The organism is Alteromonas ponticola (assembly GCF_012911815.1).
Taxonomy (GTDB): domain Bacteria; phylum Pseudomonadota; class Gammaproteobacteria; order Enterobacterales; family Alteromonadaceae; genus Alteromonas; species Alteromonas ponticola.
Window position 1 is genome coordinate 264,855 of the sequence record NZ_JAATNW010000001.1, and the last position, 18,704, is coordinate 283,558.

Sequence of the window (18,704 nt, forward strand, 5' to 3'; positions counted from 1 at the left end):
GATTTAAAAGAAAAATTTTCAACGCATCAGAAAAGATTGTAGGGTAAACTTACGCCCCTCTGACGACGAGCGGTATTGTAAGCAAACATGATGGGATCACCAAATTGTTGATAATTTTCAAAAACGAGAGTAAGTGCCGCACATCTGGCGTAAATATTGGTAATTTTTCGACATTTATACGAAGCGCGATAGTTACGTGTCTGCTTATAACAGGGTTGAGCGGCTGTGCTGAATTGTTTGGGCCAAATGTGGCAGAGATTTGCACTGAACACCCGCATTTATGTGATGACTTGAATTCTGATAGCTGGTGTCGCTCTGAAAAAGCGGAAATTGTGGGTCACCGCTTTCGTTACCAACAGCCGTTAACGTCAGAACAACAGTACAACCTGATTATGTTGTTTGAAGACTACAAAGCCTGTATTTCAAAAGCGGCCAACATTGAACATATAAAATACCGGGAAAAAGAATCAGATCGGATGAAGGGCGTCATTACGGCGCAGCGGGAATTAAAACGGCTGGCACGGGCTACCCGCAATGATTCAAACCCCTTGCTTTCCTTCTACCACTGGTCTCGTTTCGGGGATGAGCAAGCTCTTCAGCGCTTCATGAGCGCTAAACAGGAGGGTAAATTAAATACCCCTGAACTGCTCATTGCTCTGGCCAGCATTGAAGTGAAATACGATTTGGAGCAAACGCGACAGACGCTTTACCGTGCGCTTAGCCTGTATGAGAACGATGACAATATAGACACGGAAGTGTTCCCTACGCTGGTAACAATTTCACTGGAACAGGAGAAATATGCCCAGGCCTATATCTGGTCAATTGTCGCGGAAGAATACGAAGCGCATATCGAAGGGAATGACAAATTTTCCTGGGCGCAACGCTTCAATTTGAACACCAGGCAATTGCAACGCGTTGCGGATGACATTATTGATGCCTTGGATGATGGAAACTTCAGTGCTAGTCAGCTCGGACTCACCCTGATTTAGTGGCAAAGGTGGTTACTCAATCAGAGGAAAACCGCTATTCCTGTAATAAACTTTCATGAACTTAACGTGCAATTAAATTTTTACACCCAGTACGCTAACCTGATAACTCAGCCTTTTATCTGTTCCTCGCCATTCGGATTGAATGATAACGATACGGAGTTTACGCAATAACGCTGGCCAGTGGGCTGGGGCCCGTCAGGAAATACGTGGCCTAAATGGGCATCACATTGCTTGCAGAATATTTCAATTCGATGCATCCCATGGCTGTCATCTTCCCTGAAGCCTACGTTTTCGCCGTTAGCCTGGTCATAAAAAGAGGGCCAGCCGCAACCCGTATCGTATTTGGTTTCTGAATCAAAAAGTGTTGCGCCACAACATTTGCACACGTATACGCCGGTACGCTTTTCGTCCAGGAGCACGCCGGTAAAGGGACGTTCGGTGCCCCCTAAACGACAAACATGATACTCATTTTCTGAAAGTTTATCTTTCCAGTGTTGTTCTGTCATTAAGCCCCCTGGCAGCTAATCTAACTATTTTTTGATAGCGACTTGTGGCCGTGCAGGATCACTCCATTGTATATGAAACTTTTTACCAGATGGCTTATCCACCCGTTGATAGGTATGGGCACCAAAATAGTCACGTTGCCCCTGAAGTAAACTTGCCGGTAACACCGCAGTTCGATAAGAATCGTAATAACTGATCGCCGACATCATGGCCGGACACGGGATCCCGTTTAACGTGGCCTGAGAAACAGACTGTCGCCAATCACTCTGATATTCCGCAATCTGTTCGGAAAAATAAGGCGCAAGCAGCAAATTAGCCAGGTTTTCGTCCTGCTCGTATGCGGTTGCAATAGATTGTAAGAAAACTGCACGAATAATACAGCCTGCACGCCAGATCTTGGCAATTTCAGCAAAATCGAGTTCCCAACCATGCTCTTTGGCTGCCGTAGCCATTAATTGAAAACCCTGCGCGTAGGCGCAAATTTTAGAGCAATACAACGCATGTTCCAATTGTGATATGGCGCTGTGTTTCTCTTGCTCAGTCAATTGTTGTTGTTGGGGACCAGTCAATTGCGTACTCGCGGTAACACGCTCATCTTTCAAACTGGACAGACTGCGCGCGAATACCGCTGATGTAATAGTTTGCGCCGGACTTCCGACTTGCAGCGCACTCACCGCGGTCCATAAGCCAGTTCCTTTTTGACCCGCTTTATCCAGAATGACATCAACCAGCGGTTGCTCAGTTTCGGGATCTTGCTGTTCAAGTACTTCTGCACTGATTTCCATCAGGTAACTGTTCAGCTTGCCCTGATTCCATTGTCTAAACGTTTGCGCTATGTCAGCAGGGGTCATTGAAAAAGCGGTGCGCATGATGTGGTAAGCTTCACAAATCAGCTGCATATCGGCGTACTCGATGCCGTTGTGCACCATCTTAACGTAGTGACCGGCGCCAACAGGGCCGATATAGGTGGCACAGGGTTCGCCGTCTTTCACCGGGTTACCCGGCGAAAAGGATTCGATCGGTTTACCCGTGTCGGGATCAACTTTTGCGGCAATAGCCTTTAACACGGGTTCTATGCGTGTCCAGGCATAGGGGTTACCTGATGGCATTAATGAGGGTCCAAATCGGGCACCCACTTCACCGCCGGAAACGGCAGTAGAGAAAAAGATAAACTTACCTTTATATTTCTCTTCACGTTGCACCGAATCGGTCCACAGGCTATTGCCGGTATCAACGACTATATCATCTGCCTGCACACCAGCATCAATCAAGTGATGGCAGACGTGATCAACAGGCTCTCCGGCTGGAACGGAAAGAATAATAAGGTGGGGAGATTTCAGTTTGCTGAGCAATTCGGTATACGAATTACAGCCTTCAACGCGCGCTGCCTGCTGGCCTCTTTCGGCTTTGTCTTTTGCAAGAATGGCATCAACCTTGTTTTGGTCTAAATCAAAACAGGCCACGCGATACCCATGGTCAGCTATGTTTAAGGTAAGGTTACTGCCCATTACTCCCAGACCAATAAAACCAATGTCACATTGTTTATCGCTCATTCTTTTTCCACCATTTTTTGCATAAGCATCAGATGGGGGCGCATGATACCACTGCTATACCAGAAGAACAGTATTACCTTGAAAATTTAAGCTCAGCTTGAGTATGTTACCGGTCTGATTAACTTGCAGCATGCCAGGAAAAAACGGTTAAACTCTTGCCGGCCTGTAAAAAAACACGCTGCATGCAAATTTGCGGTTGTTCTGAAAGCGCGCTGTAGCGCGTGTCCAGGCGTAAATTCCAACCCCCTTTTTGGCTTTCTTCTGGCAGATTAAACCTGACATCATTATCACTAGCGTTGAAACCAATAAACCAGTGCTCATAGGGTTGTTCAGACGAAGCCTTACCCATTATTTCCAAACCAAATGCCTTATTGTGTACCGTCTGCCAGTCTTCAATCGCTTTATCACTGCCATCAGGCCTATACCAATTGATTTCCCCGACATTGACTGCTTGTTGAAATGTATCATCGTGCATCAATAGCTGTGACAGTAATCCACTTTGTTGCCGCAATTGAATGACGTAGCGACAAAAGTCCAAAAAATCCTGCTTGCGTTTGTTGAGATCCCAGTTAAGCCAGCTTATTTCGTTATCTTGACAATACGCATTATTGTTTCCCCGTTGGCTGCGACTTAACTCATCTCCGCCGAGCACATGGGGCGTACCTTGTGCCAACAATAACGTTGCAAACAAATTACGTTTTTGACGCTCCCTTAGCGCGCATATTTTATCATCAGTAGTTTCTCCCTCCACCCCGTAATTGGCAGAGAGGTTGTGGCCATGCCCATCTTTATTCTGTTCGCCGTTCTCTTCATTGTGCCGCTCAGCGTAACTGACCAGGTCCTGCAACGTGAATCCATCATGATAGGTGATGTTGTTGACCGACGAGTTGGGATGACGATTCCCTTTGACAAATACGTCCCGCGAACCCATTAGCCGCGTTGCAAAATCAGCCGTTTTACCATCATCGCCTCGCCAAAACGCGCGCATGGTGTCACGGAATTTATCATTCACCTCTAACCAGGGTGATGGAAAGCTGCCTAACTGATAGCCATCAGGACCAATATCCCAGGGTTCTGCAATCAGCACACAATTTTTTAAAATCGGGTCCTGATGAATCGCGCGCAGCAACCCCGAATTGGGAGTGAAATGCTGGGGATCACGGCCCAGACACGCTGCCAGGTCGAAACGAAAACCGTCAACACCAATAACGTCAACCCAAAACCGCATGGCGTCCAAAATCATCTGTGTCATCATTGGCGAGGCAGTGTTCACGGTATTGCCACAGCCCGAGTGATTGCTGAAGACAAGCTTTCCCTGTTTAGATTGCTCTATCAGATAGCATTGCTCGGTGGCGAAGCCTTTAAAGGAAAGAATGGGTCCCCCTTCGCCGCCTTCGGCAGTGTGATTAAACACAACATCGACGATAATTTCCAAGCCTGCTGCGTGAAAGGTGTCCACCATCTGACATAGTTCAGCGAGCGCATCCTTGCTACCATATCGAGGTTCCGGGGCAAAAAAGTTTACCGGATTGTAGCCCCAGTAATTGGTCAACCCTTTTTCTACAATGTAGGGTTCGGGCATAAACGCAGCGAGAGGTAAGAATTGGATGGAGGTTACGCCTAACTCTTTAAGATGTTCAATTATCGTAGGATGGCAAGCAGCTAGATAGCTCCCCCTATCTTCTTCAGGGATTTCTTCTTTTTGTTGGGTGAGTCCTTTCATGTGGGTCTCATAAATCACCCGTTGATGCGCCTCAATCGAGGGTCGATTAATTTTACGACGATAGTCGTCTTCGTTAATCACCACTGATTTGGGGATCATAAACTGCGAATCGTGAGTGTACTGCCGGGCACTCCACACCAATGGGCGACTCAACTTTTTTGCATAAGGGTCAATAAGTAGCTTTTCTGAGGGCGCGCTATGAAATTCGCCATCCCCCTTGTCTACCCTGTACGCATAAAACTGTCCGGCCTGAACGCCACTCACTTCACCATGCCATACATTACCCGTTTTACCGGGCAACAGAATCTCATTCATGGGCTCTTCTGTATCAGCTCGGTACAGACACAAAATAACTGCATGAGCATTTGTACATGTTACTGCAAAATTACATCCGGAAGCGGTTAGTGTTGCTCCCAATTGTCGCGCATTACCTACTTTAACCTGCACGTTTATGTCCACCGTCATACGCTATTCTGAACTTTGCCAGATAATAAATAATGTTGCTAACGGCGGCAATGCAAGATCTATGCTATGAGGTTGATTATTCCACGACTCATTCATTGCGGTGACCTTCTCTGGAACATCGTAGTCACTTCCCCAGTACTGTTTATCGTCAGTATTGAGCAACAAGCGATAATCACCAGCGTCCTCCACACCTAACCGGAATGGTTGGCGCGGAATGGGGGTAAAATTACATACCACGTAAACTTTTTGCGCTGCATCGGCACTTTTACGCACGAAGGAAAGTACACTTTGTTCGTGATTTTGATGGTCAATCCAGGCAAAACCGCGCGCTTCATGATCACATTCATAAAGTGCTTTGGTGGAGGTGTAAATCTGGTTAAGCTGACGATAAAGAGAATTCACGCCGCGGTGCTTGGCAAAATCCAGTAAATGCCAGTCAATCGAACAGTCATGGTTCCACTCCCGGCTTTGGGCTATCTCATTACCCATAAAATTCAATTTCTTACCGGGATGACCGAACATGAATGCGGCGTAACAACGCAAGTTGGCGGCTTGCTGCCATTCATCACCAGGCATTTTATCTAACATGCTGCCTTTGCCGTGTACCACTTCATCATGTGAGATGGGCAGCACAAAATTCTCATTAAATGCATACACCATACTGAACGTTATGTCATTGTGATGATAACGGCGATAGGCGGGATCTTTACTAATGAAATGCAGCGAATCATGCATCCATCCCATATTCCACTTAAACCCAAAGCCCAGTCCATTGGCATACACTGGGCGTGAAACATTAGGGAATGACGTGGACTCTTCCGCAATGGTCATTGCGTGAGGGAAGTTTGCGTACACAGCCTCGTTCATCCAGCGCAACAAACTTATCGCTTCATAATTCTGGTTGCCGCCATCGACATTGGGTATCCACTCCCCCTCGTTGCGGGAATAATCCAGATAGAGCATGGAAGCTACTGCATCGACGCGAATGCCGTCCACATGGAATTTATCAAACCAGTACATCGCGCTGGCGACCAGAAACTGCCTTACCGGTCCTTTGCCAAAATCGTAGATGCACGAATTCCAGTCAGGATGCCAGCCCTTGCGCGGATCAGCATATTCATACACGCAGGTGCCGTCAAAGCGCGCCAGACCATGGCCATCTTCAGGAAAATGTGCTGGAACCCAGTCGATGATCACGCCAATGCCTTGTTGGTGACAACAATCAACAAAATACTTAAAGTCATCAGGATTACCGAAGCGGCTGGTTGGCGCAAACATCCCCACCGGTTGATAACCCCAGGAGCCATCAAACGGATATTCAGAAATAGGTAGCAGCTCAATATGGGTATATCCCATGTTCTTGACATAGCTCACCAAATCTTCAGAGAGCTCCCGGTAACTTAAATACCGTTGCTCATCTTTGTTGCCTGGTCTTTTCCACGAACCGAGGTGAACCTCATAAATACTCATTGGCGTTTTATAGTGGTCACGCTTGGCAGCGTTCATCCATTCACTGTCCTGCCACTGATATTGAGCATGGTCATATATTTTTGACGCATGAGAAGGATACTGTTCGGCATGAAATCCTAACGGATCGCTTTTGTGTGGCAAAGTGTTACCGCTCGGATCCTTTATTTGAAACTTGTATCTTTCGCCAATATTAAGTTCCGGAATCACCAGCACCCAGTAGCCCAGTTCGGTTTTTTGCATAGGATGGCTACGGCCGTCCCACTGATTAAAATCGCCAATCACGGATACCGCTGAGGCGTTGGGAGCGTATACCGCAAAGCGCACAGCGCGTATTGGTTTTTTATCCGTCTCGATGGAAATTAACTGAGCGCCGGCTTGCTGATATAAATTTTGCGGTTGGTGATCAATAAAATGAACGGCGTGAAAGGCTTCTTCATTAAACTGATAGGGATCAATAATACTGTAGCTTTGTCCACCACGGGTCACTTTTAATTGATAGCGGGCTTGACCCAGTCGGCTTGTCTCACCCTTGAACAACCCTTCGGTTTGTGTCGGTTTAAGCGTGCAAATAACCGATTTTGCGCCGATTTTACTCACCGTTATCTTATCGGCTTCAGGCATCCAGACAGTAACAGTATGTCCAGAAGCATTACTATGACGGCCTAATACGTTAAATGGGTGCGCACAACACGCGTGACTCAGTTGTTCCTCTATCAGCATTTGCTGCTCCTATAAAAAATCCGCAGCGGGGCCGCGGATTTTTGATTGACGGCGTCTATGTAAATCAGTCTTCAGCTTGCTTACGGGCCTGGGTTAATTTGGTAGCCAACGTCCGAATTGACGCGTTATCGAAAATTTCTTCCACTGTATGTGTTAACTTTCTACGCCAGTTCGGATACTCATTGTAAGTGCCCGGGATGTTGACGGGCTTGTCCATTTGTAACCAATCTTCCAGTTGTAAACTTAATAGTGCACTGGAGCCTTTCGCCATATGCACCTGAATGCCGTAGTTTAGCGCCTCGGTCATCCCCGTATGATTAACATCGTGCCCTACACTGTCATCAACGCTATTATGGCCGTGTAACGAATCCAGAATAGCCTGCTTATTTTCATGGCGATCCTGATACAAGGTTTGGAGTATTTCATCTGTTGGATACAGACCTAACTCCTTTCCAAGTTCAAGATCCAGGCAATGCCAATAACCAATCAGTGTTGGCATATCGTGCGTGGTCAGTGTCGACATTGACTGTACTGGATAATGTGAAGGGGAGAAGAAACCGCCATCTTCTGCTTGCTCAAAGAAAAACACACGGTAAGAATACACCCCATTCTCAGCCAGTTTAGTCCGAATTTCATCAGGTACCGTGCCTAAATCTTCGCCTATCACCAAACTCTGGTTACGATGACTCTCAAGTGCAAGAATTCCAAGCAAATCATCCACCGGATAATAAACATAGCCGCCATCTTTGGCATTGTCACCTTTAACCACCCACCACAAGCGTAGCAATGCCATTACATGATCAATTCGTAGTGCGCCTGATGACGCCATGTTTGAAGAGAATAGATCAATAATAGGCTGGTATTGCTGCTCATACAACTTAACCGGATCCATAGGTGGCAAGCCCCAGTTTTGGCCCAGCGGGCCTAAGATGTCAGGTGGTGCGCCTACACTGGCATCTACGCAGTAAAGATCTTTGTTACCCCAAATCTCTGCACTGCCCTCACTCACTCCCACGGCCAGGTCACGGTATAGCCCAATGAGCATGCCGCTATCCTGCGCGGCCTGGCTGGCCTTCTCTAACTGAAGTGCTGCCTGCCACTGCAGGAACAAATAAAACTTAACTTCTTTAAGATTCGCCTTTTTGAATTTTGCCACAGCAGGCTTGTGATATTCTTTATATTCATCAGGAAACACAGGCCATCCCCACGAGGCATGCCCTTTCTCTTTAAGATGAGCCTGCATCGCGTCATACACAGCTAACATATCCAGGCTTTCACCACCCTCAGCGATAAAAGCTTTAAACGCTTTATTCTGTTTTGAGTTTTTACTCAGATGACGCGCATAGTATTCCTCGAATACCGCTCTCAACGCTTCCAGCTTTAGATCTGCAACGGCCTGGTAATCAACATAATCAACATTTCGAGCATAGTGTAGACGTTGCTTGAAGCCATCGCTATTCACAATTTGTTGCACACTGTCAGCGCCGAAACCGTCAATTGCGGTTACATCAAGGTACAGATAATTTAACCACTTGCGCGATGAAGGGCCATAAGGACTGCAGGCATCGGGGTTGGCAGGGTAAAGTGCATGAATTGGATTCAGGCCAACAAAATCGGCACCGTTGGCAGCCGCTTCTCTGATTAGTTTTGTCAAATCAGAAAAATCGCCAATCCCCCAATTATTCTCGCTTCTGACACAATACAGCTGAACACTTAGACCCCATATTTTTTTACCTTGCTGAATGGGCGCAGGCGTGAAACAAGCTTTCGGCGCGACAATGAGTCGCATATCCGCGAGCGCATCAGCACCCTTCTGCTGTGAGAGAGATACCGTGTGGTAACCAAGTGGTAGGGAGTCGTTTAATTCAATGGCGTACTCGTGAAACTCTTCGTCATCAACATGAGCTGCATTGATCAATTCACCCTCCACCGGAGTAAAAATCTGATGGTGGCGTTCGCCTTCTTCCGTTTCGATGACAAACGTAAACGAATCGTTAACAGAAGAGATAGGAAAACGGACAATGAGAATGCCAGGTTCATCCTGACGGATTACCTGAACCGGATTAAGCGGTGACGACCAGATTGATTGCGCTTCCTGTTCGACCTGTTCAGCAATAACAGCTTCACTTCCGGTATCGTATCCCAGCACGTTCAGCAACTTAGTTTTGCTCGCTTCGGCAATGGTTGCGGGTTTACCCCAGGCGTCGACATAATGTGTTTCTATGCCTCGCATCTCAACCAGTTTTTGCAAAACGTGCTCTGTCATGATGATTATCCTGTTCTAAAAATTCTCGGTGTCGCTGCAAGGTAAAATATAAATTTTGCCAATCGATGCTCGTTTAAGACGCACCTGTGCAGACTACAAATTGTTAACATTATTGTTGAAACTGAGATGCAACGAAACTGAATACGATTGCATAACTTATTTTCGTAATTTTGCAACATTTTATCAGATAACTTTGATTGTCGTCGCATTATGATCCATAATTTACGTAATTTAATTTCATAAAAACGTTGAGGGTTGTTATGACTATTCGTGTTGGTATTAACGGCTTCGGCCGAATCGGTCGCCTGGTATTTCGCGCCGCCATAGAACGCTCCGATATTGAAGTCGTTGCGGTAAACGATTTGCTGGATACAGATTATATTGCCTACATGCTCAAATATGACTCGACTCATGGCAGATTTAACGGCGACATTGATGTTGAAAATAACCAGTTAATTGTAAATGGCAAACCAATCCGCGTTACCAGTGAAAAAGATCCGGCTATGCTAGATTGGTCCGCGGTGAATGTCGATGTTGTGGTAGAGGCCACCGGACTGTTCTTAACCCAGGAAACCGCTGAAAAACACTTACAGGCCGGTGCCAGGAAAGTTGTCATGTCGGCTCCATCAAAAGACAGTACACCGATGTTCGTAATGGGTGTTAATGAAAAGAGCTACGCAGGGGAAAATATCGTATCGAACGCATCTTGCACCACTAATTGCCTTGCGCCATTGGCGAAAGTGCTGAATGACAACTTTGGTATTAAAGATGGCTTGATGACCACGGTACATGCGACCACTGCAACGCAGAAAACGGTGGATGGCCCTTCGCATAAAGATTGGCGTGGTGGTCGTGGTGCCGGGCAAAATATAATTCCGTCTTCAACGGGCGCAGCCAAAGCCGTAGGCAAGGTTATTCCGGAACTTAACGGCAAATTAACCGGGATGGCGTTTCGTATTCCCACACCAAACGTTTCCGTTGTCGATCTTACCGTAAATCTGGCAAAACCCGCCAGTTACGACGCCATTTGTGAGGCAATGAAAAAGGCCTCTGAAAATGAGCTTAAAGGCATCATGGCCTACACCGAAGACGCAGTAGTGTCTAATGACTTTATTGGTGATGCGCATACGTGTGTGTTCGATGCTACAGCGGGAATTGCGTTGACCGAAACCTTCGTTAAGTTGGTCGCATGGTATGACAATGAATGGGGGTATTCCAACAAGGTTCTGGACCTGGTAAAGCATATTAGTGACTAATTTTCTGGCATTGTGACAATACGGTGAATTAACTAAATTAAGGTGTGATTTATGTCGCACCTTTTTTATTTTCGAGGCACAATAGATTTTTATAATTAAAATAACTGGTTAGGATTATGTCTATTGCTCCCAGCATAACGATTAATGAGACATCAGGAATAACATTCCTCAATATTGATAACGCTGTTGCGACAGCGCAAATCAGCCTTTACGGTGGTCACATCCTCTCCTTTATTCCAAAGTCTGATAACGTCGAGCGTTTGTGGTTGAGCCCACATGCCTACATGAATGGAGAAAAACCCATTCGTGGCGGAATTCCAGTGTGCTGGCCCTGGTTCAGTGACGACCATGGGCGTGAGAAAGGTGAACTTCCAGCACACGGTTTTCTGCGCTCGCAAGTCTGGCAATTAAAGTCGTCGGAAGATACTGACAGAGGAACAGTTATCGTGCTGACACCGGCTTTTACCCGCGCTGATGGTTTTGAATATGATTGCCAGGTAACCTTAGAAATCGTGGTTGGCAGTGCGCTTACAGTAAACTTGACGACGACCAATACGGGTATCGTTCCATTTATTTATAATACGGCATTGCACACTTATTTCGAGATACCCGATATCAATCATGTTGAGTTAAAAGGCCTGAAAGGCAGTTATAAAGATAAAACCGAGAATTTTGCAGTTAAGCAAACGCCCGAGCCTTATCGACTGAATCAGGAAACCGATCGTATTCACAGTGATGCAGCTGAACAACTGATGTTGTTCAACAGAAATGAAAAGCATACGCAAATTAATTCAGCAGGCCATGATTCTATTGTAGTGTGGAACCCCTGGCAGAGTGCCGCTTCTATTTCAGATATGGATGCATTTGGTTTCAAACAAATGATCTGTGTCGAAACCGCAGTAACCTCAGGCCGTAAAGTGGAACCGGGCGAAGCACATACACTTACTCAGATTATTTCGTAATTTTAACTCACAGGCGGCTAGCCATTGCTGCCGCCTGTGGCCGCATTAATTTACGCTTGTCGCACCGGCAATGGCTTCTCTCGCCAATTGAGTAATTCTATCCCAGTCGCCGTTAGCAATGGCGTCATCAGGCGCAACCCAAGAACCGCCCACACACCTTACGTTTTTCAGCGCAAGATAGTCTTTGAAGTTATCAGGACCGATGCCGCCAGTGGGGCAAAATACCACGTCCGGGAAAGGGCCACTGATTGACTTAATCGCTTTGACTCCGCCAGAGGCTTCAGCCGGGAAGAATTTCATGTGCGTATAGCCAGCATCTTTACCTTTCATCAAGTCAGATGTCGAAGATATACCCGGTATTAACGGAATGCTGCCTTCCTGGCCGGCCTTCAATAACTCGGCGGTCATACCGGGGCTAATAGCAAACTTTGCCCCTGCCTGGGTGACTTCTTTGAGTTGCTGTGCATTGGTAACCGTGCCTGCACCAATCAGTGCATCGGGTACCTGCTCGGCAATAGCTTTGATGACATCCAGCGCCACAGGTGTGCGTAAGGTAACTTCAAGTACATTGATGCCACCCGCCATTAATGCCTTTGCTAACGGCACCGCTTTGTCCACATCATGGATCACCAGAACAGGCACGACAGGACCGGATGCAAAAATTTCAGCCGGGGTTAATTTCCAGTTTGATGTCATTTCGTTGAACTCACAATGTGTTGTTGTAAAAATGCAGCTGCCCCTAATAACCCATGATCAGGTTCAGCAATTAAATACGTAGGAATACTTTTCACGTAATGTTTCATCATTCCTTTCGCCTCAAAACGAGCGCGAAAATCACTTTGTTGAATAAACTCTGCAAATCGATTGGCAATGCCACCACCAATAAAGATACCGCCGGTGGTCGCCATATTTAATGCCAGGTTTCCGGCAAAGCTTCCCATGATGCGGCAAAACTGGGTTAACGTTGCTTCACAGATATCACAGGATCCCGACAACGCTGCCTCGGTAATGTCTGCTGGATCGTCGTAGCGTAAAGGTATCTTCCTGTTTTCGGACAGCGCCTTGTAGATGTTGACGATGCCACGACCCGACATCACCTCCTCTGCCGATGCTCTGCCATGCATATTTTGCAAGTGTCGCCAGATAATAATGTCGGTTTCGTCAATTGGCGCGAAATCTACATGTCCACCTTCCCCGTCCAGAGTTTGCCAGCCACTATCAGTCATAGTGATATGCTCTACCCCCAGTCCTGTGCCAGGACCAAATACTGCAATGTTACCTCGCTCCTTCGCTGTCCCCTCGCCTATCTGGATGACCTGGTCGGCATCTAACACCGGCAGAGAGTGAGCGACCGCGGTAAAATCGTTTATGACATATAAATCATCTAATTTAAGTTGCGAACGCAGCGCTCGTTGCGAGAAAGCCCAGCTGTGATTTGTCATAGCCACGTGATCACCTGTAACAGGACAGGCAATAGCAATACAGCCACTACTGAATTTAAATTCAGGCAGCTGATCAAAGTACTGCTGAATGACCAAATCGATGCTGGCGAAGTCCCGACAGATAAATTTCTTTATATGCGACAGTCCGCCATCAGTGATCCGCGCAAGACGAATATTGGTGCCACCTACATCAGCTACAAACTGGTCACTCATAAGGCTTGCTCCTGAGTGAAAAACAGTGAGCACGCTCCTTGTTCTGCGCCGGTTAACACGGAACGAGTGCCGGCAAACATCTCACGCCCCATGCCTTTTTGGTGGTGCGCTAGCGCGGCTTCTTTCGGCTCTCGCTTATCCAACTCGGCTTGCTCAACACACAATGTTAATTCACCCGTTTGCGTATTCAGTTCAATGATGTCACCTTCTTGCACTTTGGCAAGCAAGCCCCCATTAAAGGCTTCAGGTGTAAGGTGAATAGCAGCGGGTACCTTACCTGAGGCTCCAGACATACGTCCGTCAGTCACCAACGCAACTTTGTAACCACGGTCCTGTAATACGCCCAACGGCGGGGTTAGACGATGCAATTCAGGCATACCAATCGCTGATGGTCCCTGGAATCTCACCACAACGATACAATCTTTGTTTAATGCACCGCTACGGAATGCTTCGTCCAACTCAAATTGATCTTCAAACACCACTGCTGGCGCTTTAATGTGAATATGCGGCGTGCGCAATGCTGATGTCTTTATCACTGAGCGGCCAAGATTACCCTTGAGGACGCTCAAGCCGCCATCTGGTTTGAAAGGTTTATCAACGGACGCAAGTACTTCTTTATCAAACGATTCACTGGCACCATCTTTCCACACCAGTTCACCCTCTTCTAATTGAGGCTCCTTGGTATAACGGCTTAAGCCTTCGCCACAGATCGTTTTAACATCTTCGTGCAATAACCCTGCATCGAGTAACTGTTTAAATAGTAGCGACATGCCCCCTGCAGCAACAAAATGGTTAATGTCTGCAGATCCGTTGGGATAAATTCGGGTTAACAAGGGCACTGCATTGGAAATATCGGAAAAATCATCCCAATTAACAATGTAGCCCGCTGCTCGTGCTACTGCGATAAGGTGCATTGTGTGATTGGTTGAACCACCGGTTGCTAAAAGACCGACTAACCCGTTAACAATCGCTTTAGCATCAACAATGTGGCCGATCGGCGTATAGTTGTCGCCCAGATCAGTCAGTCGTGTTGCCTGCACTGCGGCGGCACGGGTTAATTCATCACGAAGCGGTGTACCCGGATTGACAAAGGATGACCCCGGAAGGTGCAAGCCCATCATCTCTACTACTAGCTGATTAGAATTCGCAGTGCCATAGAAGGTGCAGGTACCTGCTGAATGATAGGACTGCGACTCAGCTTCAAGCAACGCTTCTCTGCCCACCTTGCCCTCAGCAAAGGCTTGTCTGACTCTGGCTTTTTCTTTGTTTGGTAATCCTGAAGGCATAGGCCCGGCGGGAACAAAAACCGTGGGTAAGTGGCCGAATGCCAACGAACCAATTAATAAGCCAGGTACAATTTTATCGCAAATGCCCAGCATCATTGCGGCGTCAAACATATTGTGGGATAACGCGATAGCAGCACTTTGCGCAATCACATCACGGCTCATCAGACTTAAATCCATTCCCGGCCGACCCTGGGTGACACCATCACACATTGCGGGCACACCGCCAGCAAACTGAGCAACGCTGCCCACTTCGCGAATGGCTTCCTTAATAATGGCCGGATAGCTCTCATAAGGTTGGTGTGCCGAGAGCATATCGTTGTACGATGAGACTATCGCCACGTTCGCTTTGGTCATGCTGCGAAGGTCAGCCTTATCTTCTGATCCACACGCAGCAAATCCATGTGCAAGGTTGCCACAAGAAAGCACTCCACGGTGTGGGCCCTCATGTCTGGCATGGTCAATTTTATCCAGATAAGCTTGTCGGGTTGCTTTACTGCGCTCAATAATTCGCTGAGTCACCTCAGCCAGTTGTGAGTTCATATTCATCTTCCTACGGTGCCCACATTAGTGTTACCGGGGCACGATTTACAACAGCGGTGATCGGTTTCTCTTTCTCAGTATGATTTTTCAATGCATCCTGCAGTACAGCTTGTTTCTTCTCACCGGTAAGATGTAAGAAGATACGCTTTGAATTCAATAAAGCAGGAAGGGAAAGCGATATGCGCTGATGGGGAGCCGTTTGCGGCTGCACGGCCAGACAAACTCGTCCGCTTGTTAATGATAAGCCTTGGTCAATTTGTTCAGAACAGGGAAACAAAGAGGCGGTGTGTCCGTCCTCTCCCATTCCCAGAATCAGTACATCGAAGGGTTGTGCAAGAGAAGATAGTCTTCCTTCCGCTTCCGCAATGCCGTCAGCTGCGTCATTGTGGTGGCTATACAAGGCGACAAAATGCGCACTGGCTGCGTTGTTCTGAAGCAGATTCTCTTTCACTAAGCGGGTATTACTGTCAGCATGGGATTCATCAACCCACCGTTCATCCGCCAGAGTGACGTCGACCTTTGACCAATCAAGATTACGCTGGCTGAGTTCCGCAAATAAAGGTAACGGCGTAGAGCCTCCACTTACTACTAAAGACGCACGCCCATTCTCATTTATTCCCTGGCTCAGCAGGGTAATAATTTCGTCGGCAAAAGACGTTACCAGCGCAGATTTATCAGAAAATGTTTTTGTCGATAACCCCATATTATTTCTTCTTAACTATTTTGCTTTCATACCAGCTACGATTTTCCCGCGCCAACAAGCCAATGGATTCCACGGGCCCCCAAGTGCCCGCCTGATATGGCTCAGGCGGTTCATTAGAGCCTTTCCACGCCTCGAGGATTGAGTCTACCCAATTCCAGGCCTGTTCCACTTCGTCACGCCGAACGAACAACGCCTGATTACCCAGCATCACTTCGAGCAACAACTTTTCGTACGCATCAGGAATGCGATCGGCCGAAAACGCTTCGGAAAAACTTAAATTCAGCTTTGATTTCTGTAAATCCATTGAGCCCGAACTGGTTAACCCAGGCACCTTATTCATCACTGTAATTTCAACACCTTCATCGGGTTGTAAACGAATCACCAGCTTGTTTGGCGGTAGGCTTTGGAAACTGTCACCAAATAGGTTGTGCGGTTGGCGTTTGAAATAGATGACCACTTCACTGACTTTTTTAGGCATGCGCTTGCCGGTGCGCAGATAGAAGGGAACCCCTGCCCACCGCCAGTTATCAATATTGGCTTTTATGGCCACAAAAGTTTCAGTCTGGCTCTGCTGATTAGCGTCGTCTTCTTCCAGATAACCGGGAACCTCTTCACCTTTAACGAAGCCCGCCGTATATTGGCCACGCACCGTCGTGGAATTAAAGTTAGTACTATCAATAGGTCGCAGTGCTTTAAGTACTTTCAACTTTTCATCACGAATACTGTCAGCATCAAGCGTGGTAGGTGGCTCCATCGCTACCAGGCTGAGAATTTGTAATAAGTGGTTTTGTACCATATCACGCATCTGTCCGGCATCGTCGAAATAGCCCCAGCGGCCTTCTATACCTACGGATTCAGCGACACTAATTTGCACATGATCAATACAGTTATGGTCCCAGTTTGTGGCAAAAATTGAGTTGGCGAAACGCAGTGCGACCAAATTTAAAACGGTTTCTTTACCCAAATAATGATCGATACGGTAAATTTGCGATTCTTTAAAGTATTCTGCTACCTGATCATTGATCACGTTAGAGGATTCCAGATCGTGACCGATCGGCTTCTCCAGTACCACTCTGACACTGCTGTCAATGATGTTGCTGGAGTGAAGCCCACGACAGATATCACCATAAATCGAAGGCGGCGTTGCCAGATAACACACCATGGTGCGATCAGGGTTGACGTGCTCATCAAACTGCTGAAAACTGGCAATATCCTTCATATCTACGCAAACATAGTCGAGTCTGGCAGAGAGTCGAGACCAGGTATCTTCACACAATTGTGCGCCGCCAAATTTCTCAATATTTTTCTTCACTTCCTGTTGAAATTCATCAACGCTCATTGATTGTCGGGCAACGCCCACAATGGATGTTTCAGGATGAAGAAGTTTTGCTTTTTCAAGTTGATATAACGAAGGTAGAAGCTTGCGGCGGGAAAGGTCGCCTAATGCGCCAAATAAAACGAAATCACATGGCTCGTTGGAATTTTCCATTACCATAAAAGGATGCCCTTAATATGTTTGGTATGATGCGCGATCACAAATCGCAAGTAACAACATGGGCACTAGTAAACAATAATTGTAGTAAAATTACAAGCAATCTGGAAAACGTCACGAGTAAACCCGTGTTACATCCCAATTGCGGGTAAATTAACCATCCTTTTTGTCAAAAAATTACAATTTGCTTGTCACATGGGTAACATGCAGTAAACTAGGCCCTATAATTATATATATCTTAACGCAGAACTGATGCTTTAGCCGTATGAATATATTAGAAAAAATTTCACAAAACAAAGCTGCTTTCAGCAAAAGTGAACGTAAAGTTGCTGAAGTTATTCTAGCCAATCCGCAAACCGCTATTCATTCGAGTATAGCAACATTAGCGAAAATGGCAGATGTCAGCGAGCCTACCGTTAACCGTTTTTGTAGAAGACTTGATACCAAAGGTTACCCGGATTTCAAACTACACCTTGCCCAGAGCCTGGCTAACGGCACCCCATACGTCAACCGCCACGTGGATGAGAACGATAGCCCTGAGGAATATACTAACAAGATATTTGAATCGACCATGGCTGCACTTGAGGTTGCCCGTCAGTCAGTCAATATCCCAACCGTTAACCGCGTAGTTGACTTGCTCACGCAGGCTCAACGTATCTCCTTTTTCGGGCTGGGGGCGTCAGCTTCGGTGGCTCACGATGCGTTGAACAAATTCTTCCGTTTCAATGTGCCAGTGGTTTATTTCGATGACATACTGATGCAGCGAATGAGTTGCATGAATTGTAACGAGGGCGATGTGGTAGTGCTTATTTCACACACCGGGCGCACCAAAAGCCTGGTGGAAATTGCACAGATTGCGCGTTCAAATGATGCAACCGTGGTTGGCATTACCTCTGAAGACAGCCCACTGGCAAACGAATGTACCTACGTTTTATCACTGGAAGTGCCCGAAGACACCGACATGTATATGCCGATGGCGTCGCGTATCGCGCAATTGACGCTTATTGATGTTCTCGCCACGGGCTTCACGTTGCGTCGGGGCAATAAATTCAGAGAAAACCTTAAACGCGTAAAAGATACGCTGCGTGGTTCACGTTATGATAAAAAAGCAGAGTAAGAG

The 18,704-nt window shown here is 46.8% G+C and carries 14 protein-coding genes; 4 read left to right on the forward strand and 10 right to left on the reverse strand.

The genetic code is table 11. The features are described 5' to 3' along the window. Positions 1-215: 215 nt before the first annotated feature. Positions 216-989 carry a DUF2989 domain-containing protein gene (locus HCJ96_RS01050; protein ID WP_281358496.1) on the forward strand — a complete coding sequence of 258 codons (774 nt, stop codon included), beginning with the start codon at positions 216-218 and terminating at the stop codon, positions 987-989. A gap of 107 nt (positions 990-1,096) precedes the next feature. Here the strand turns inward: HCJ96_RS01050 and msrB are convergent, their stop codons facing one another. The 5 genes from msrB to malQ form a co-directional block, all read right to left on the reverse strand. Continuing rightward, a complete protein-coding gene (msrB, locus tag HCJ96_RS01055) occupies positions 1,097-1,495 on the reverse strand; it encodes a peptide-methionine (R)-S-oxide reductase MsrB (RefSeq protein ID WP_169209176.1) in 399 nt (132 codons plus the stop codon). A 24-nt stretch (positions 1,496-1,519) separates the two neighbouring features. After that, positions 1,520-3,046 carry an NADP-dependent phosphogluconate dehydrogenase gene (gene gndA / locus HCJ96_RS01060; protein WP_169209177.1) on the reverse strand — a complete coding sequence of 509 codons (1,527 nt, stop codon included), beginning with the start codon at positions 3,044-3,046 and terminating at the stop codon, positions 1,520-1,522. Positions 3,047-3,164: 118 nt separating this feature from the next. After that, positions 3,165-5,234 (reverse strand): glycogen debranching protein GlgX, encoded by a 2,070-nt coding sequence (gene glgX / locus HCJ96_RS01065; protein WP_169209178.1) that lies wholly within the window; start codon positions 5,232-5,234, stop codon positions 3,165-3,167. Between the two features lie 3 nt (positions 5,235-5,237). Beyond that, on the reverse strand, positions 5,238-7,424 hold the full coding sequence (gene glgB, locus HCJ96_RS01070) for a 1,4-alpha-glucan branching protein GlgB (protein WP_169209179.1): 2,187 nt from the start codon (positions 7,422-7,424) through the stop codon (positions 5,238-5,240). Positions 7,425-7,488: 64 nt separating this feature from the next. Continuing rightward, the gene (malQ, locus tag HCJ96_RS01075) at positions 7,489-9,690 is read right to left on the reverse strand and encodes a 4-alpha-glucanotransferase (RefSeq protein WP_169209180.1); all 2,202 of its coding nucleotides are present in this window, start codon (positions 9,688-9,690) and stop codon (positions 7,489-7,491) included. Positions 9,691-9,950: 260 nt separating this feature from the next. Here malQ and gap point away from each other — a divergent pair, with 260 nt between their 5' ends. Both gap and HCJ96_RS01085 read left to right on the forward strand, forming a co-directional pair. Continuing rightward, on the forward strand, positions 9,951-10,946 hold the full coding sequence (gene gap, locus HCJ96_RS01080; RefSeq protein ID WP_169209181.1) for a type I glyceraldehyde-3-phosphate dehydrogenase: 996 nt from the start codon (positions 9,951-9,953) through the stop codon (positions 10,944-10,946). 116 nt (positions 10,947-11,062) lie between these two features. Continuing rightward, entirely contained in the window at positions 11,063-11,908 is an 846-nt protein-coding gene (locus HCJ96_RS01085) for a D-hexose-6-phosphate mutarotase (RefSeq protein ID WP_169209182.1), read from the forward strand. A 45-nt stretch (positions 11,909-11,953) separates the two neighbouring features. Here HCJ96_RS01085 and HCJ96_RS01090 read toward each other — a convergent pair whose 3' ends face one another. The 5 genes from HCJ96_RS01090 to zwf are packed head-to-tail and all read right to left on the reverse strand — an operon-like array spanning position 11,954 to position 17,587. Beyond that, on the reverse strand, positions 11,954-12,604 hold the full coding sequence (locus HCJ96_RS01090; protein WP_169209183.1) for a bifunctional 4-hydroxy-2-oxoglutarate aldolase/2-dehydro-3-deoxy-phosphogluconate aldolase: 651 nt from the start codon (positions 12,602-12,604) through the stop codon (positions 11,954-11,956). Next, entirely contained in the window at positions 12,601-13,563 is a 963-nt protein-coding gene (gene glk / locus HCJ96_RS01095; protein ID WP_169209184.1) for a glucokinase, read from the reverse strand. Before glk ends, HCJ96_RS01090 begins: the two co-directional genes overlap by 4 nt. Next, positions 13,560-15,389 carry a phosphogluconate dehydratase gene (gene edd, locus HCJ96_RS01100; protein WP_169209185.1) on the reverse strand — a complete coding sequence of 610 codons (1,830 nt, stop codon included), beginning with the start codon at positions 15,387-15,389 and terminating at the stop codon, positions 13,560-13,562. Before edd ends, glk begins: the two co-directional genes overlap by 4 nt. 10 nt (positions 15,390-15,399) lie before the next feature. Beyond that, the gene (pgl, locus tag HCJ96_RS01105; RefSeq protein ID WP_169209186.1) at positions 15,400-16,092 is read right to left on the reverse strand and encodes a 6-phosphogluconolactonase; all 693 of its coding nucleotides are present in this window, start codon (positions 16,090-16,092) and stop codon (positions 15,400-15,402) included. 1 nt (position 16,093) lies between these two features. Further along, entirely contained in the window at positions 16,094-17,587 is a 1,494-nt protein-coding gene (zwf, locus tag HCJ96_RS01110) for a glucose-6-phosphate dehydrogenase (protein WP_169209187.1), read from the reverse strand. A 262-nt stretch (positions 17,588-17,849) separates the two neighbouring features. On the opposite strand from zwf, the gene HCJ96_RS01115 reads away from it, so the two are divergent. Beyond that, positions 17,850-18,701, forward strand: coding sequence for a MurR/RpiR family transcriptional regulator (locus HCJ96_RS01115; RefSeq protein WP_169209188.1), 852 nt, complete (start codon positions 17,850-17,852; stop codon positions 18,699-18,701). The last annotated feature ends 3 nt before the right edge of the window (positions 18,702-18,704 follow it).

What these genes read in the sequence shown, in the direction of transcription:
- pgl (WP_169209186.1), bottom strand. Translation starts at nt 16,092, where the DNA reads ATGGGGTTATCGACAAAAACATTTTCTGATAAATCTGCGCTGGTAACG.
- edd (WP_169209185.1), bottom strand. Translation starts at nt 15,389, where the DNA reads ATGAACTCACAACTGGCTGAGGTGACTCAGCGAATTATTGAGCGCAGT.
- glgX (WP_169209178.1), bottom strand. Translation starts at nt 5,234, where the DNA reads ATGACGGTGGACATAAACGTGCAGGTTAAAGTAGGTAATGCGCGACAA.
- glk (WP_169209184.1), bottom strand. Translation starts at nt 13,563, where the DNA reads ATGAGTGACCAGTTTGTAGCTGATGTAGGTGGCACCAATATTCGTCTT.
- msrB (WP_169209176.1), bottom strand. Translation starts at nt 1,495, where the DNA reads ATGACAGAACAACACTGGAAAGATAAACTTTCAGAAAATGAGTATCAT.
- malQ (WP_169209180.1), bottom strand. Translation starts at nt 9,690, where the DNA reads ATGACAGAGCACGTTTTGCAAAAACTGGTTGAGATGCGAGGCATAGAA.
- zwf (WP_169209187.1), bottom strand. Translation starts at nt 17,587, where the DNA reads ATGGTAATGGAAAATTCCAACGAGCCATGTGATTTCGTTTTATTTGGC.
- HCJ96_RS01115 (WP_169209188.1), top strand. Translation starts at nt 17,850, where the DNA reads ATGAATATATTAGAAAAAATTTCACAAAACAAAGCTGCTTTCAGCAAA.
- gndA (WP_169209177.1), bottom strand. Translation starts at nt 3,046, where the DNA reads ATGAGCGATAAACAATGTGACATTGGTTTTATTGGTCTGGGAGTAATG.
- gap (WP_169209181.1), top strand. Translation starts at nt 9,951, where the DNA reads ATGACTATTCGTGTTGGTATTAACGGCTTCGGCCGAATCGGTCGCCTG.
- HCJ96_RS01085 (WP_169209182.1), top strand. Translation starts at nt 11,063, where the DNA reads ATGTCTATTGCTCCCAGCATAACGATTAATGAGACATCAGGAATAACA.
- HCJ96_RS01090 (WP_169209183.1), bottom strand. Translation starts at nt 12,604, where the DNA reads ATGACATCAAACTGGAAATTAACCCCGGCTGAAATTTTTGCATCCGGT.
- glgB (WP_169209179.1), bottom strand. Translation starts at nt 7,424, where the DNA reads ATGCTGATAGAGGAACAACTGAGTCACGCGTGTTGTGCGCACCCATTT.